Here is a 17861-nt window from a genome sequence, read left to right on the forward strand (position 1 = left end):
CTGATATCTTTGATTTTTAAATTTTACTTATTTAAAACATCATAAAACCAATGTTTAAGACCAATGAGAGTAGCTTTGCTTCGTAGACTTTTAAGTGCATTCTATTCATCGTGTAGAAACTAAACTGGTTCAATACATAATTTAAATTCGATTGAGTAGGCCAGTACAATTAAACACGCGTTTATATTCTTTAATCACAAAGCTTGAATGTAGTGCAACCACATGCTCAATTTTACCAATCCGTTTGAGTAAAATTTCACTGTAATTCTCCATATCTTTTGCGATAACTTCGACAAGGAAATCAGCGGTTTGCCCAGTGACTAAAAAGGCGTTAATCACTTCTGGGATGTTTTCGAGTTCTTCTAAAAATTTAGCAAAGGTATCTGTGTCATGTTTGCTTAGGGAAATTTGTAAAATGACATGTAATTTAAAGCCTAATTTTTCAAAATTAATATCACGCTTTAGATTGGTCATGATATCGGTTTCGATCAAGTGTTTGATACGACGATGGACAGAACTTACCGATAGGTTAATACGTTCTGACAATTCATTTAGATTGATGTCTTCATGGGTTAAAATTTCTAAAATTTGTTTATCGTAACGATCCAGTTCCATATTTTTATCCAGCTTGAAAAAATTTTCTGTATTAATGTAGATTGATTTTTATAGTTTTTCAATATTTGAATCATTTTTGAGAATAAATATCATAAAACGCTAGGTTATGGAAAATGAAACAGTTTAAATCTGATTGTATACTGTGTTGAACCATATCATGATGATTTTGCAAATGACCTGTTGAAAACATTGAGCGAATTGCTAAAACTTAACCCAAAGGATTAAAGATTATTTTTAGTTATTGCTCCTCTATAAAATTTTTACTTTATACTGATTAAAATTGAAAAGTTTATCCACCCATGCTTGAACACGATCTAGAACTTACAGAATCTGAAATGCATCTCTATTCCCGTCAAATTCTGCTGGATGGTTGGGATATTGAGGCGCAGGAAAAATTAAAACTCGCCAATGTACTGATTGTTGGTTGCGGTGGAATAGGGTGTACCACTGCCGAATTGTTGGCGCGAGCAGGTGTTGGAAAAATTAGTCTGATTGATGCTGATACGGTTGAAATTAGTAATTTACAAAGACAAATTGCCTATGTTGCGCAAGATGTCGGGTTTTATAAATCGGAGATCTTGGCCAAGAGATTACAAACAATTAATCCTTTTATCCAAGTGGAAAGCTATACCAGTAAATTGGATGAAAATAATGCGCAAGCATTGATTGCTCAGCAAGATTTAGTCTTAGATGGTTGCGATAACTTTACCACCCGTTATCTAGTGAACCATATCTGTACCCAAATGCATATCCCGTTGATTAGTGCGTCCGCGATTGGTTTCCAAGGTCAGCTTTTTATGGTTGACGGTGATTCAGCTTGTTATGAATGTTTATTTCCCAAAGCGCAACAGCATAATGAAAGTCTGCGTTGTGCTGACTCTGGTGTATTGGCCACTACACCCAATGTCATGGCAAGTTTACAGGCACATCATGCACTTCTATATTTAGGTTTGGCGAAAACCCCACTGAAACAAAAACTGATGATTTGGGATGGATTAACAATGAAACAACGAATTTTAGCCTTTGAAAAAGATAGAGATTGTACAAACTGTCAGGCAAGCCATACTGCAAATGCTGATTAATTTGCTACACTTATACAAATTCAATTTAATGTTGACATTATGAAAAATAATATCTTTTTAGATGGTCTGCGTTCAGTTGCCCGAGTTGGGGAAACTGCTGTCATCGCTGCCAAAGCTGGCATTAAATACGCCACTGAAAAACCAAGTAATGCCAAATTGATGCGTGAAACCTTTGAATCATTAGGCTCAACTTATATTAAATTGGGTCAATTTATTGCCAGCACACCATCTTTATTTCCTCGTGAATATGTTGAAGAGTTTCAAGGCTGTTTAGATCAAACGCCTTATTTACCATTTAGCTATGTTCAGGACGTGTTGGAACAAGAGTTTGCTGGACGTAATTTAAGTGAAATCTTTGCATCTATTGATGAAAAGCCTCTTGCTTCAGCGTCTATTGCTCAGGTTCATGCGGCCAAATTGGTGACCGGTGAAGATGTTGTAATTAAAGTGCAAAAACCAGGTGTAGAAACTATTCTTTATACTGATTTAAATGTATTGCACTGGGCAACAAAGGTGTTGGAAAAAGCGATTCCAAAAGTAAAATTCGCTTCATTGGCAGATATTGTTGATGAAATTAAAACTCGGATGGTACGTGAAGTTGATTTTATTGAAGAAGCACAAAATTTAGATGATTTTGTGAATTATCTTAATGTGTCGCAAAACACCGCAGCAACCGCACCAAAGGTCTATCATCAATTTTCAACACGTCGGGTACTTACCATGCAACGCTTGTATGGTGTGCCATTGACTGATTTTGATGTGGTGAGAAAGGTCGCGAAAGATCCATCTCAAGTGCTGATTACCGCCATGAATACTTGGTTTGGTAGTTTGATGTTATGCCAGTCTTTCCATGCCGATTTGCATGCAGGTAATCTAATGTTGCTTGAAGATGGCCGTATTGGTTTTATTGATTTTGGTATCGTTGGGCAGTTAAAACCTGAAGTTTGGCAAGCATGTATGGCATTTATGGATGCTTTGCAAAAGACTGATTACAAATTGATGGCTGAAAATATGTTGGGTATGGGCATGACCAGCACTCAAGTCGATACGCAGGTTTTGGCAGAAGATTTAGAACGTTTATTTAGTGGAGTACTGCTTGCAGATCCACAAAAAATTATGACGTCTAATCCATCGGATTTAAATGACATCATGATGGACATGGTGGGTGTGGGCGAGCGTCATGGTATTCGTTTCCCACGTGACTTCGCTTTATTATTTAAGCAAATGCTTTATTTTGATCGTTTTATGCGTGTTCTTGCGCCATATACCGATATTTATGCTGACCAACGTTTACAGATGGTGCAAAATATTGATCCTGTGTCGCTGTTAAAACATTGATATAGATGTTTTCCCTTTGTGAAAAGCTGGTTGAGTTTGATTGTAAAATCTTACTTGGCCCTTTTTAAAAGGGCATTTTTTTATTTACATTGAGAATTTATAAACGTCATGGATGCAATTATCATTGAAGGGTTGAAAGTTGAGACGGTGATTGGCTGCTTCAATTGGGAACGGCAAATTATCCAACCTTTAATGTTGGATCTCCACATTCAAACCAGTTTAGAACAAGCGTCTAACTCAGATGAATTGGTCGATACGTTGAACTATGCTGAAATTTGTGAAATTTCTGCCAAAGTGATTCAGGATGCTGCGCCAAAATTGATCGAACATGCAGCCAAATTGGTGTTGAATACGCTTTTCTCTACCTTTCCGCCTATTGAATCGATTATGATTACGATCCGTAAGCCTGCCATTATCCCGCAAGCCAATTCTGTAGGAATTCGTCTTGAACGACACCGAAATGATATTCGCCCTAGCTCTAGCGAGTAATCGCGATCCACAACAAAATTTTCAAAAAGCATTTGCTCAGATTGCCCTTTTGGGAATGGTGTCATTTTCTCCAATCTATTTAATTCCATGCCGTGATGGAATTGGTGCAGATTATTGGAATGCTGCATGTTTGGTTCAAAGCCAGCTGTCTGTAGATGAAATGCTATCTTTATTAAAAAAGATGGAAGCAGACTCAGGTCGTGTACGCCCATCACATCAAATTTCCTTGGATATTGATCTCATTGCATGGGGATCTCATTTAACTGCAATGCAATTTAATCCAAAGAAACTACCCTTGGCGTTGGATGTTAAAGTGCCGATGTATGATCTTTGGGAAGATGCATTATTCACACATTCCACAGATCAATTTCCAGTTATCATTTTATAGTCTTTAAAATAACTCGGTTAAAAACAATGTATTTTAAGCCCTTGGCATTATTCAGTTGCGTACTTTTATTCAGTGCATGTCGCCATTTACCTGAACAATCCGTTACACCAGCACAAGCTGTAAGTGAAGTACAAATCTTACAACAGCGAGATAACAATCTTAAGCAAAAAGTGAATGCTTATACACAAGATCAAGCTTTATTGGATGTGGCATTTGATGATCTCAATCAAGATGGGCAAGATGAAGCCATCGTGCTTTTAAAAGGACAAGATTGGTGTGGGTCCGGTGGTTGTACAATGCTGATCTTTCAAGGCAAACCCAATCAACAGTTTGACTTTTTAAGTAAAACAACCTTGGTGGATACGCCAGTTTACGCCACAACATATCTGCATAATGGTTGGAAGCAATTGCTGGTTTATAGCCGAAAGCATGGACAAGTGATGTTGAAATTTGATGGAACTCGATATCCGCTTAATCCATCTTTATTGCCTGTTGCAACTGTAAAGTTGGCACCGAATACAGCTAAATTACTTTTGGGCGATGCTGAGTAATTTTTTATTTTAATCCACATTGCTACATCAAAATGTGAGTTAGGCAGACCCTAGTAAAATGCTAAAAAACAAGGCCAGCAAGTGGGCTTGTAAATCAGTTAAATCATACTGTTAGATAAATTAGATAAAATAACTGGTCTTGGTCATCAGTTTAGAAATAGCAGTCATGGTGATCTTTACTGGAATAGGCAGCTCTATACCACCAGCAGTTAATGCTGTATCACGATGATGCAGTTCATCTTCATTCATCTGCACCAATATTTTACGTGAGCGTTCGTCTTGAGCTGGAAGCTGACTGATATGGTGTTGTAAATGTAAGCTGACTTGGTGTTCAGTTTCAGCCACAAAACCTAAACTGTATTTATCGCCTGCAATGCCAGCAAGCGCACCCATACCAAAAGAAAGACCATACCATACAGGATTCAGCAAACTAGTATGACTGTCGAGTTCCTTTAAACGATCTTCACACCAAGCCAAATGATCTTGTTCTTCAATTGCTGCAAATTCCATTTCACGACGTACATTTGGAAGTTTGGCCGTTAATGCTTGCCCATGATAAAGCGCTTGAGCACAGACTTCACCACTATGGTTGACGCGCATTAAGCCTGCAACATGGCGTGCTTCACTGACAGCCAGTTTGGTTTCGACTGCATTGGACGGATTGCTTCTTTGTGCCGAAGTTGCACCAGGTACTAAACTTCTTAAAGCTTGGTCAAATGAATTGATCAATTTATCGATGCCAGTATATTGACGCATATTAGTCCTCCAAAGAAACCTGAGTTGTCGCTATTAATGGTTTTAAACGAATTAATAACCAAGTACTAAAAATAGCACTCAGCACAGCTGTGATACAGAATAAGATTTTAATATCTATTTTCAAAATACTTAAGATGAGAATAGAAAAAATTGCCGATGAAACCATGAATATTGCATTAAAAATATTGTTTGCCGCAACCACACGCGCACGGTGTGATTTTGGGGCATAGGCTTGCATCATGGCATAAAGGGGAACGATATAAAAACCTCCACTTATACCCAATAAGGTCACCGCAAGCATGACATGATAATAAATTGCCCCTGAGTTAAACATATCAGGAATTGCAATCAGATCACCCGTTCGTTCTGGAACAAAGGCCAAACTGCCTGCTAAATAGAGCGCAAATACCGTTAAGCCAACTGCACCAAGCGGTACCATTTTGATATTCACCTCAGCACCGCCAATTTTACGGCACAGTAACGAGCCTACACCAATGCCGACAGAAAAAAAGGTAAGCAATAAACTAACGACATTTTCATTGGCATGCAGGTTTTGCTGGGTTAACTGGGGGATTTGGGTGAGGTATGTTGCACCATAAAACCAATACCAAGAATTGCCTAAAAGTACGATAAAAATTAACGGTAAACTTTTAGCATAACGAATGGTTTGGAAACTGGTCCGGAAGAAATTCCAATCGATTTCTAAATCTTCATTTGAAGTAGACTGTTTAAGGACAAAACGACTGGATAAATAACCCACCACTGCAATAGAGACGATGGTTAAGCAAATCCAGATCATATTGCCTTGTGACAGCGAAATAACTGCACCGCCTAAAATCATCCCAATTAGAATTGCAATTGATGTACCTGACTGAAATAGGGCATTACCAGACATCAATTCATTGGGTTTTAAGATTTCAGGCAAAATCGCATATTTGATTGGCCCAAAAAAAGTGCTGTGCGTACCCATTAAAAATAAGGCGAAGAGTAAAATCCAAAGATTGCCCAATAAAAAACCCGCCGAGGCGATCAGCATGATGATGATTTCTAAAATTTTAATATTTCGGACTAAAAATGAGCGTTCGTATTTATCTGCAATTTGACCCGCGGTCGCAGAGAAGATGAAATAGGGTAGAATAAACAATAACGCAGCGAGATTGTTGAGTGTGCTGATATTGGCAGACTGATGATGAATCCAACCATAGGTAATGACGAGTAATAATGATTGTTTATAAACATTATCATTCAGGGCGCCAAAAAACTGGGTAAGGAACATCGGTAAAAAACGTCGGGTCCCTAAAATATGCTCATTTTTTTCCATTGTAGACGACTTCATTTAGTTATATATAAGAAATGTGTTGAAATGGTAACTATCTCTCAAAATCATGTATCATGTTTTTAACTTAAATCATGTGTAAAACCAATTGGTTTGGGTATTTGAAAGATTTTTAATAATTGATCTTTCTACAAATAAATTTAGGTCATTCGAGCTTGGTATGCCAGCAAAAATTAATTTTAAAAAATCTGTGCTTTCACATAGTGTACATTTACACTTTGACCGTTATCATATCAATAAACTGATATGTTCAAGTGTTTTTTTAAGTGTTTTTGCGATCCCTGTCAGTTATGCCGATCAAATACAAAGCAATCAGAACTTGCCATCAAGCTCTGAAACCATCGGTACAAGTTCTGAAAAAATCAGCAATACTCAAGAACAATTAGAATCAGCAGCCATTCAACAAGGTGTACCCAACGAAAAGATCGACCAGTTAGATCAGAAAATTCAACAAGCTCAACAAACTGATCAAGTCGATAGCGTTAAAATGCTTGAGCAACAAGAAAAAAATATGGGGGTGCAAGATGATTTTAAGCCGATCCAATTTGAAGATCTTGAAGAGTTACCTGCTGTTGCTGTGGATCAGTCTTTAGCAAATGAAATTTATAAAGTTGCAGAAGATGCAAAAACGGATGCGCAGAATTTTCGTAATGGGGTGACCAAAGCACCTCAAGTTGAAGTGACTAATGCGACCCAGCAAGAATTGAATGAAATTACGCAAGCGCCAGTCAATGTTGATCAGCTTATACAAACGATTCGTGCGGACAATAAAATTTCTGTAGAGGAAAATCAATCGGGTAAAACCTTGGTTGATAATACACAGAGTAATAGCGATGAAGAAAAGGCTAAACCTGGTTTCTTTAAAAGTTTAGTCAATAAAATCCGTGGGCCGCAAGACAACGGCGTACCAATTCCAAAAATCAGTGTTTCCGTGACGGGGGCGCCTACGGTTCTTGCAACTAACTTAAAAGCAAAATTAGGAACCTTTACCCAAGAAGCATATTCTGACTTTAATGGCTCGGTGCCGCAGTTAAGAACACTGGCAGTACAAGCTGCCCAAGCAGTAGGTTATTACAATGCAGAATTTAAGTTTACTAAAATCGATGATACCCATTTAGGGGTCAAAGTCACCCCACATGATCCAGTCAAAGTGACTGAACAAAATATCGAGTTTACAGGGGCAGGTGCTAAACTGGCACAGTTCCAAGTTATTGGCGTACTTCCTGATTTAGAAGAAGGTGATATTCTCAATCATGGTGCTTATGAGTCTACCAAAAGCCGAATAGTAGATGCAGCATCGAATAACGGGTTTTTTGATGGTTATTGGCGTTTACATGATGTCAAAGTTGAACAACCGCAAAACAAAGCCAAAATTGATTTAAAGTACGAAACGGGCGATCGTTATAAATTGCAAGATGTTGAATTTAGAATGAGTGATCCTTCTAAGCCACTTCCGATCGATTTAAAAATCTTAAAAACCTTAGCGCCGTGGGAAGATGGTGCGGATTACACCGCATGGCGTGTCAATGGTTTGGCCAATAACTTAACCAACTCACGTTATTTTAACTATACCTTGGTTGATGCGATTAAACCGGATGCAATCGTAAAACCACTTGAGCTTCCCGCAGATCTGCAAGCTTTAGTAGATCAGCAAAAAATCACTGAAACGACATTGTCTGCGCAAACCAATGCCGATAAAGCGCATTTGTCAGATAAAGAAGTAACCCAAAATGTGGTCAATGAAAATCAGTTTGCGGGAACGCAAGGTGAAGAAGTCAATCCGAACTTAAAGCAGCTTCAAGCACAACAGAAAGAAAAAGAATCTGATGATGATCTATTAAAAGATCAGGCACGTGAGAATAAAAAGATTCCTGTGATTGTGACTTTAAATGCGGATCGCTTAAACAGTTTAGAAACAGGTATTGGTTATGGGACTGATACAGGGGTACGTTTACGTAGCCAATATAGACGTGCGATCGTCAACCATTTAGGGCATTCTTTTGATGCCAATATGGAATTATCACAAATTCGTCAAGCCATTGATGCTCGCTATAACATTCCTTATAAACATCCATTAAATGATTACTTCAGTTTGGTTGCGGGTTATGAACGAGAAACCCGTGATGGTATTGGTAATGACATGGATTTGGTCATTGAATCTGCGGTAGCTGGGGTAGACCGTATTATTAAAGGTTCCAGAAAAGAGTGGCAGCATATTCTTGGCGTGCGTTACCGTTTAGACCGTGTTACTCAAAATGGTCCTGTAGATATTGCCAATATTCCTGATGCTTTTTTAATTCCTGGTTCAAATCAAGAACAGCAATCATTGTTGTTGGGTTATGAAGCAACCAAAACAACCAGTGATAATCGGATCAATCCAACACGCGGATATAAGCAAAGCTATAAAATTCAGCTTGGCAGTCAGTCTTTACTTTCAGATACAGATATGGCGATCACCAGTGCAGATTGGAAAGGTTTATATTCTTTTGGTCAAAATGATAATCATCAGGTGGTTGGTGGTTTGAATGTCGGCTATATTTTTGCCAAAGATTTTGAACAAGTTCCTTATAATTTAAGATATTTCGCTGGTGGGGATCAGAGTTTACGAGGCTTCGATTATAAGAGTCTATCCCCAACGGAATATGGCTATAAAGTCGGTGGTCAAGGTTTGGCTGTCGGTTCAGTGGAATACAATTACCAATTTAAAGAGGGTTGGCGTGGCGCAATATTCAGTGACTTTGGTAATGCTTACGATAAATCATTTAGTAACGATACCCAATATAGCTTAGGCTTAGGAATCCGTTGGAAGTCACCAATTGGTCCGATTCGAATTGATGTTGCATCAGGTGTTTCAGATCCTGCTCGCCCAATTCGACTGCACTTCTTTATTGGTTCACAACTTTAATTAACTAAAAATATAAGAGAATTACTGGAAATATTATGGCTGATGAAGAACATCAAGATGTTCAAAATGAACAGCAAAATGATCAACTAAAGCAAGAGCAGACACCGAAGAAGCGCAATATATTGCGTAATATTCTGATGTCATTGCTTTTGGTCATTATTTTATTGATTGCTGCATTGGCTGTGATGTTTAGTACCGATAAAGGCAGTAAGTTTTTATTGGATCGGGTTGCTTCAAGCCAGAAAATTATTGATTACCAATATGAAAGCGGTAACTTGCTTCAAGGGATCATACTTAAAAATGTTTTGGTCACTCTCGCTGCGGTTGATGTCAAAATTGATCGTGCGGATGTTTCCTTGGGTTGGCGCGCAATATTAGATAAAGAAATTCATTTGAGCCATGCTGATGTTAACAATTTAAGAATTATCAGCAAAACACCACCAAGCGATGAACCCTTTAAGTTTAGCGAAATCAAGTTACCCTTTGTTTTACGTTTAGATGAAGCGAATGTAGATCATATGCAGTTGCAAACTGCCTCTACAAAAATTGATTTTAACGATATTCATTTAGAAAATGCATTGTGGTCGGGTACAGAGTTGAAGTTTGAAAACTCTAAAATGGACATGGGCTATTTATCTGTAAAAGACGCGACAGGTAATATGAACTTTAAACAAGGCGATTATCCGCTGAATGCCAAGGCAATTTTGCGGATCCCAAGTTTAAAAAGTTTAAATGTTGAAGATATTTATGTACATGCGCGTGGCTCACTCGACACAATTAAAGCAGGTGTTGCGACTAAAACGCCCGATCTTTTAACGGGTTGGGCAGTGATCCATCCGATGCGTCATGATGTTCCAATGAATGGTGCTTTGGTTTTTAAAGATTATCATTGGCCGTTGTTGCAGGAACAAGAATTACTGTCTAAAAATGGCTTGGCGAAATTTCAAGGCGATGTTAAAGGCTTAAGCTTAGATATCAATACAGACATTAGTGGTAAAAATATCCCACAAGGTCAATATACCGCTTTAGCACATACCGATTTAACCAATCAGTTGAATATTAATAATTTAAATGGTCAATTGATGGGTGGTGCTTTAAATCTTGCAGGTTTGGTCAGCTGGCAAGATCATGTGCATTGGGATGTGCAAGGCCGTTTAGATCGAATCAATCCAAAAGATAAAATTATCCCACAAGTGATTCAAGACTTTTTACCTGTTTCCCTTGATGCCAAAATTGGTTCAGTGGGCGAATTAAAACAAGGCATGCATTTAACCGCCAATGTTGATTTTGATAAATATGAAGCTTGGAACGTTAAATTAGATCAAGCTGAACAAAAGGGTAAAAAGCCTGAACCGATGTTATTGGGCGTTAACTGGGAAAATATTGACCGAGCAGTGCCTTATGTGGGCTGGTTGAGCAGTGAACAAGGTCAGGTTGAAGTTGCACTGGTTGACGATCAGCAAAATATTCATGTGGCAACCGTTGTACGTCAACATGAAAAAGGCAGTTTACCTGAGGGCAAATACACAGCTCAGTTAGACCTAAAAGGCAATGATTTACACGTACCAGCATTTGAATATGTGGCAACGAAAGGCAGTTTATCTGGAAACGCAGTTGTTGAATTACCTACTGAAAAACGCCAGTTAAAATGGAATGCCTTACTCAATGCAAAAGATTTTAATCCACAAAGTATTGTCGCAACTGCACCAGTAGATTTAATCAATGGGCAGATAAAAGCCAATGGTTATGCAAAACCAAATCAACAATTGATTAATTTTGATGCGATTAATTTAACTGGGCGACTTGCAAATCAAGCCAACCCTGAAACAATCCAATTGACAGGTAAAAGTACAGCCGCAGTTATTTTCAATGATGCTAATGCTGGTGGAGCGTTTAAAGGCTTTGCTGTGAATTATGACGGGGCATTAAATGCGTCACAGCTAAAACAAGGCAGTGGCTTGTTAAAGATCAGAGTTGCAGGTACACCAGAGCTAATTAAAATATCTGAGCTACAGCATGATGGTGTTGCTGGAAAAATCTTAGCCAATGGCTTGGTGCATATCAGCAATGGCATCGGTTGGGATATCAACGCATCTTTGGTGCGTTTTAAACCACAATATTTTGTTTCTTCTGTCCGTGGTGAAGTTTCTGGGAATGTGAAGACTCAGGGGAATTGGTCAGATCGTCTGAAGAGAATTAATATTCAACAATTGAATATTGCAGGCATGATCAATAACAAACCCTTAAGAGGACGAGGTAACCTTGCAGTTGTTTTAAATTCTGATTTAAAAGGCTTGATGCCACAGCAATTTGAAGCCAACAACTTATTTTTGTCTTATGCCAATAACCAAGTTCAAGCGACAGGAAATGCACAGAATCTACGATTAAAAGTCAATGCACCTGCATTATATGAGCTTTATCCGGGATTACGTGGCACAGCATATGGTTATTTGAATCTACAAGCACAGCCACGTCTGAGTGCAACTGCAAACCTCACAGTCGATAATTTTAGTTTTAATGATAGCCTAAGCATTAAAAAATTAAGCTTAAAAGGTGAATTACCAACTTCTGAAACTGTAGCGTCGAAAATGGTGGCGCAAATGGATACTTTGCGCAGTGGAAACCGTGAGATTCAGCATGCAGGGATTACACTTTCTGGCACACGTAAAGCACATTTATTACAGCTTCAGGCATGGAACTATTATTCTAAGTTCTATGTGCAGCTTGCAGGTGGATTTAATGCGCAAAATGATTGGTTGGGTCAGATTCAAAAAGGTGAGTTTGACTCAGTAAGAGCGCACTTATTACAACAACAAAATGCGCCGGTTATTTTTAACGCGTCAAAATCGGAGTTATATGTTGGGCAGCATTGTTGGTCAAGTCAGCAAAGCCAATTGTGTTTTGATCAACCGATCCGCGCAAGTCAGCAAAATGGTAATGTTTCTTTTGTTACTAAAAACCTAGATCTGAATGATTTTGCTGCGTTTATGCCAGAAGGTTTGGCACTGACGGGGAAATTAAATGGTTATGCAAAAGCATCATGGGCGAAAGGTGCACAGCCTAAATTAGATGCCAAGCTGGTTACTCGTAATGGGCAAATTGGTATTGCGGCAGAAGATCCGAATGATCCTTCAACTTCAATGAACTATGACGAAGCCAGCGTAATTGCAAAAAGCATAAAAGATGGTTTGCTATTGCGTGTTGATTTAAAAGCGCCGAATGTTGGAACAGGTTATGCCAGTGTCATTGTCAATCCATATGTCGAGTCTAAGCCGATGCGTGGTGAGGTGGCATTTAATGAAGTTCAGCTGAAAATCTTAAAACCATTTATTGCTGATGTACGTAAGCTTGATGGGACTTTATCACTTGCAGGAAAAATTAACGGTACGCTGACACAACCATTGTTTGATGGTGAAATGCGCTTGAAAAATGGTGAAATTAGTATGATTTCACTGCCTGTGAATTTGAATAATGTTCAGATTTACACTTCAATTCGTCAAGACGTTGCAACAATTAATGGTGCATTTAACAGTGGTCGTGGTGTCGGTAAAATTAATGGCAGTATCGATTGGAAAAATGATCCACATATACAATTACGTCTCAATGGCGATAAATTGCTGATTCGTCAAGCACCGTTGATCACTGCAGTTGTCGATACTGATATTGAATTGGATGCTTTACCTTTAAGTAAGAAACTTACGGTTAAAGGTAAAGTTGATGTACCTAGTGCATTAATTTCAATGCCTGAATCCAGTGCAACCGTAGTCAATGTGTCACCTGATGTCCGTATTGTAAAAGAAGGTCAAAATCAGCTAGCAGTGCTTAAAGCAGCACAGCCGTGGTCTATACGTGCAGATGTTTCAGTAAACTTGGGCGATAAAGTTATTTTCCAAGGCTTTAATAGTCGTATTCCATTGGTGGGCCGTCTTTACCTTTCTCAACGTGGTTTGGAAACTGCAATGCGTGCCAATGGTGCGATTGGTGTCAGTCAAAAAGTAACCGTTGAAGCTTATGGTCAGCGCTTAGACTTAAATCGTGCCATTGCTCGTTTTAATGGTCCATTGTCTAATCCTACATTGGATGTTGATACCAATAAGAGTATTTCTGGAAGTACCGTAGGTCTACGTATTACAGGCACAGCTTCTAGTCCAAATATTCAAGTTTATAATGATGCTGGTTTGTCAGATCAGGAAGCGATGAATGCTTTAATTACAGGACGTATTAATGAAGGTTCTAGTGGCTTAAGTAATGCTGAAGGATTTAAATCGGATGTAAACAATACGATTGCAGCAGCAGGGATCAGTTTGGGGCTAGGGGGAACGCGCGCATTTACCAATCAAATTGGACGTACATTTGGTTTAAGTGGTTTGTCTTTTGATGCACAAGGGACTGGGGATGATACGCAGGTCAGTTTGACGGGTTATATTACCCCTGACTTGTATATTCGCTATGGTGTGGGGGTATTTACACCAGTGAATAAACTGACTTTACGTTATCAAATGAATAAACGTTTATATCTGGAAGCTAGCCAGTCTTTAGAAAAAGCCATTGATGTGTTCTATCATTGGAGATTCTAGCCATGGATAAAACATTTTAAATGCAATCGGTATTGAAATGTAGTTGATCAATATTGAAAAACTCGGATTACGATCCGAGTTTTTTATGCTTAAATCAAATGAGATGAATCATTGAGCTAAACAAAGCGCATCGTAAAATGCTTGGAATGTGAGCAGCGCAAAGATCTTGTACATAGCTATTAAAAGCCAATAGGCGAGTATATTAAAGATCTTTATATTGCACTTGTCTTGCTGATTTATACTGATTGTTTAAGACTGATCATGGGTTGAATATTTAATTTTTTAGAAGTAGAAAAGCCCAATGAAATATTGGGCTTTCAAAACTGATTTGAGGAAGGCGTTACACGCTTCAATGGCGTTATTCAGTTAATAGCACATCACCATATTGTTCACGTAAATCACGCTTTAACATTTTACCGGTACCTGTTAAAGGAATGGATTCAACAAAAATAACTTTGTCTGGGATTTGCCATTTCGCAATCTTATCTGCATAGTAATCCAATAGTTCATGCTCAGTAATGTGACTACCTTGCTGTTTAATCGCAATCACCACTGGGCGTTCATCCCATTTCGGGTGGTTTGCTGCAATCACAGCAGCCATCGCAATTTCAGGATGATTCATGGCAATGTTTTCAAGTTCAACAGAAGAAATCCACTCACCTCCTGATTTAATTAAATCTTTGGCACGATCACTTAACAGCAGATAGCCGTCCTCATTAATCGTGGCGATATCACCGGTATCAAACCAACCATCAGCACTTAACGCTTTTTCAGATTTGCCATAATAAGATTCAATAATCCAATGGCCTTTGACTTGCAGATTCCCCGTACTATGTCCATCACGAGCAACTTCATGTGTGCCATTTTCTTCATCGGTAATACGTAAATCTACGCCAAAAGGTGGGCGACCTTGAGACAAGCGAACTTTAAATTGTTCTTCTTCACTTAAATTTAGGTGTTTGGCTTTAAGTTGGTTGCCTGTGCCCAATGGGCTCATTTCAGTCATGCCCCATGCATGAATAGTTTCGCAATGATAGATGTCTCTAAATGCTTTCATCATCGCAGGTGGGCAAGCTGAACCGCCAACGACATTGCGTTTAAGGCTTTCAAGAGCGCTACCAGATTGTTTTGCTGCGGCAAGCAAGCCTTGCCAAATCGTTGGTACACCGAGCGCAATACTGACTTTATATTCATCAATCATTTGTACTAAGCTGGCACCATCTAAACCCGGCCCCGGGAGTATCAATGTACAACCGACCATTGCTGCGGCATAAGGTGTACCCCAAGCATTGACATGGAACATGGGAACCACAGGTAACATAATATCTTTTGCAGATAAATTTAGTGAGTCGGGTAGTGCGATCGCATAGGTGTGTAAAATGGTTGAGCGATGACTATACAAAGCGCCTTTTGGATTGCCCGTTGTTCCTGAGGTATAGCAAAGCGAGCTTGCGGTATTTTCCTCAAAATTTGGCCACTCGTACTGTACAGAATGTTCTGCAATCAGCACATCATAGAATTTAACACCTGGGAGGGCATCGGCAATATCTTGGTCAAAAGCACCCAGATAAACGAAATGTTCGACATGAGGGGTAAGGGCTTTCACTGCTTTGATTAGCGGTAAAAAGGTTTTATCAAATAACACCACTTTGTCTTGAGCATCATTGATAATAAAGATCAATTGTTCAGGAAAAAGTCTAGGGTTGATGGTGTGACAGACCAAGCCACTTCCGGAAATTGCATACCAAGATTCAAGATGACGATGATTATTCCATGCAATCGTTGCAACTCGGTCGCCTAAGCCTAAACCCAGTCCAGCAAGTGCATTGGCAAAGCGTTTCGCGTTTTCACTTACATGTGTCCAATCTGTCTTTGTAATCGTGCCATCGGTATTTTTTGAAATAATCGCAGTATCACCATGATAACGCGTAGCATGCTCAATGAGGCTACTGATTAATAATGGTTGCTGCATCATACGTCCTTGCATATAAAATTCCTTTATAATCTTGTTGATAGGCTTAAATTGTATTTTTCTCAGAAGCTTTCTAAGTGAAAAAAATTGTTAAATAGAAAAAGCTATCATTTCATCCTATATAAAAGTCAGATTAAATCAAGCTTAAAAACAATATATTTTTGCAACATTTTTATTATTTTAACCAATAAAAAACAATAGCTTAGTTCGATTATCACGATTTGAAAATTTGATCAAGAAATGTGGGGTATCAGACTAAAGAACTAGGGAAAAGTATTACTCAGATATATGTATATGTGCTAAACATATTACATGTCTTGTTAAGGCATTGATGTTTTAGGATGAAACTATATTGACGTGAGATATTAAAAGGAGTTTTAGAATGTTTCAAAAAATCAGAAAATTATTGTGTATCCACAGTTTTGAATATGAAATTGGACATAATATTGTGGTTAAAGAGTGCCGTAAGTGTGGTGCTCATCATTAATTTTCTAGAAGCGATCTCAAAATATCACTATATTATGATCATTGGATAAAATATGGTGATATTTAGAAAGCGTTATATCTCTAAATGAAAATAATAAAAATCTAGTTTTGCAAGCTGATTCATTCAATCTTATGCTGATAGATGTCATTGTTTGATTGCTTATGATTGTTCTATTTTATTGTTTAAGGCTGTCTTGGTTTTTTCAGTATGGTTAAATTTACGTTAGAATAACCCTATTCTTGTTTTATTGTCTTTGAATCATAATGTCTAAAAATTTTTTAGCTGAAAATTATATTGTCGATGAACATCTTGCTGATACTTTAAATTGGTTATGCCAACATCAAGATTGTTATGATGCTTTTCAATTTGATGTGTTGACTCAAGAACTCAAAGTTCATCATGCCAATGGTACAGATATCATTCGTCAGGGGATGTATCTTACGGCAAAGTACGGAATTTTAATCACATCCTTATAGTGAATTGGTGCTCAATGATTGTCGCTAAAATCAGCATGTAACATATTCTTGCGTTTAAATTTAATTTATCGTGTTTTTTTACTTTGATTAGTGCGACAAAAAAGGCAAAACACAGCTAAAATATAGCTTGAATAGTGTGTATTGAATCCATAATGAATATGAATGTATCAGAACATCAGCGTAGCATTTTGGCTACGATGGGAATAGAGCTTTGGATCCCCAAGGTTGATGTTCAAACACGTCATTATGAAAATGCGCTATACCGTGATATTGCTCAAGTTGAACAGGATATTGCTGTTGTGCCTGAGTTGAACACGTATTCAACTCAATCAGATGCAAAATTAGAAAATCAAAAAGTACAGCCGCCACAGATTGAAAAAGCTCATCAGCCTGAAGTTTCTTTATTAAAACGCAATCCAGAAACACAGCAAACTGAAGAAGTTTCGGCACCTGAGCAAATTCAGCAACAGACAAACTTTACTGTTGAGCCTGCATTACAAATTGCGCCATTTGAAATCCAAGCCTATTGCATTGAAAGCTGTGTCATTTTTGTCGATTGTACTCAAATCAGCGCTGACCAATTCACGCTATGGGGCAATATACAGCAGGCGCTTGTAGGTCAGTTTTATGATTTAAAATGGCCTTTTCCAATGTTGCAACTTCAAGATGGAAGAGGGGCTGCGATGTATATCCAAGGATTTGTTGATGCTTTAAGGCAAGAGCGTAAAGTCATCAGTCTTGGTCAATTGCCTTATTTAAACAATACTGAAATGTTTGAATTGGCAAGTTTACAAGAGATGATTGAGCAACCTTTATTAAAACGCCGTCTATGGCAATTTATGCAAAATAAACTGAATTAGTTTTCAAGATCTGTACTGAGAGGTTTTCT

At 38.2% G+C, this 17861-nt stretch carries 13 protein-coding genes; 9 read left to right on the top strand and 4 right to left on the bottom strand.

The genetic code is table 11. From position 1 onward, the window contains the following. Positions 1–141: 141 nt before the first annotated feature. Complete coding sequence (locus tag MTO68_RS10240; protein ID WP_004721004.1) at positions 142–615, bottom strand: Lrp/AsnC family transcriptional regulator; 474 nt, start codon at positions 613–615, stop codon at positions 142–144. A 299-nt stretch (positions 616–914) separates the two neighbouring features. On the opposite strand from MTO68_RS10240, the gene MTO68_RS10245 reads away from it, so the two are divergent. The 5 genes from MTO68_RS10245 (at position 915) to MTO68_RS10265 (ending at position 4463) form a co-directional block, all read left to right on the top strand. Next, complete coding sequence (locus MTO68_RS10245; protein WP_244015825.1) at positions 915–1697, top strand: HesA/MoeB/ThiF family protein; 783 nt, start codon at positions 915–917, stop codon at positions 1695–1697. Positions 1698–1736: 39 nt separating this feature from the next. Next, entirely contained in the window at positions 1737–3035 is a 1299-nt protein-coding gene (locus MTO68_RS10250; protein ID WP_004721001.1) for an AarF/UbiB family protein, read from the top strand. Between the two features lie 108 nt (positions 3036–3143). After that, on the top strand, positions 3144–3524 hold the full coding sequence (gene folB / locus MTO68_RS10255) for a dihydroneopterin aldolase (RefSeq protein WP_004720998.1): 381 nt from the start codon (positions 3144–3146) through the stop codon (positions 3522–3524). Then, positions 3481–3912 carry a 2-amino-4-hydroxy-6-hydroxymethyldihydropteridine diphosphokinase gene (locus tag MTO68_RS10260; protein WP_244015826.1) on the top strand — a complete coding sequence of 144 codons (432 nt, stop codon included), beginning with the start codon at positions 3481–3483 and terminating at the stop codon, positions 3910–3912. The genes folB and MTO68_RS10260 overlap by 44 nt, the downstream gene beginning before the upstream one ends. A 26-nt stretch (positions 3913–3938) precedes the next feature. Further along, positions 3939–4463, top strand: a complete 525-nt coding sequence (locus MTO68_RS10265; protein ID WP_244015827.1) for a hypothetical protein — start codon at positions 3939–3941, stop codon at positions 4461–4463. A 120-nt stretch (positions 4464–4583) separates the two neighbouring features. Here the strand turns inward: MTO68_RS10265 and coq7 are convergent, their stop codons facing one another. Both coq7 and MTO68_RS10275 read right to left on the bottom strand, forming a co-directional pair. Further along, entirely contained in the window at positions 4584–5219 is a 636-nt protein-coding gene (gene coq7 / locus MTO68_RS10270; protein ID WP_244015828.1) for a 2-polyprenyl-3-methyl-6-methoxy-1,4-benzoquinone monooxygenase, read from the bottom strand. Between the two features lies 1 nt (position 5220). Beyond that, on the bottom strand, positions 5221–6540 hold the full coding sequence (locus MTO68_RS10275; protein ID WP_244015829.1) for an MFS transporter: 1320 nt from the start codon (positions 6538–6540) through the stop codon (positions 5221–5223). Between the two features lie 175 nt (positions 6541–6715). Between MTO68_RS10275 and MTO68_RS10280 the strand changes: the two genes are divergently transcribed. Next, positions 6716–9460, top strand: coding sequence for a BamA/TamA family outer membrane protein (locus MTO68_RS10280; protein WP_244015830.1), 2745 nt, complete (start codon positions 6716–6718; stop codon positions 9458–9460). Positions 9461–9495: 35 nt separating this feature from the next. Then, a complete protein-coding gene (locus MTO68_RS10285; protein ID WP_244015831.1) occupies positions 9496–14037 on the top strand; it encodes a translocation/assembly module TamB domain-containing protein in 4542 nt (1513 codons plus the stop codon). A gap of 358 nt (positions 14038–14395) precedes the next feature. Here the strand turns inward: MTO68_RS10285 and MTO68_RS10290 are convergent, their stop codons facing one another. Further along, positions 14396–16024: a long-chain-fatty-acid--CoA ligase gene (locus MTO68_RS10290; RefSeq protein ID WP_244015832.1), complete on the bottom strand. Its 1629-nt coding sequence runs from the start codon at positions 16022–16024 to the stop codon at positions 14396–14398. Positions 16025–16759: 735 nt separating this feature from the next. On the opposite strand from MTO68_RS10290, the gene MTO68_RS10295 reads away from it, so the two are divergent. Together MTO68_RS10295 and MTO68_RS10300 are read left to right on the top strand one after the other, a co-directional pair. After that, the gene (locus MTO68_RS10295) at positions 16760–16972 is read left to right on the top strand and encodes a hypothetical protein (protein ID WP_004821110.1); all 213 of its coding nucleotides are present in this window, start codon (positions 16760–16762) and stop codon (positions 16970–16972) included. A 152-nt stretch (positions 16973–17124) separates the two neighbouring features. Further along, complete coding sequence (locus tag MTO68_RS10300) at positions 17125–17832, top strand: hypothetical protein (RefSeq protein ID WP_244015833.1); 708 nt, start codon at positions 17125–17127, stop codon at positions 17830–17832. Positions 17833–17861: the final 29 nt, after the last annotated feature.

The sequence above is a fragment of the Acinetobacter sp. NyZ410 genome, assembly GCF_022828975.1.
In the GTDB taxonomy this organism is placed as follows: domain Bacteria; phylum Pseudomonadota; class Gammaproteobacteria; order Pseudomonadales; family Moraxellaceae; genus Acinetobacter; species Acinetobacter guillouiae.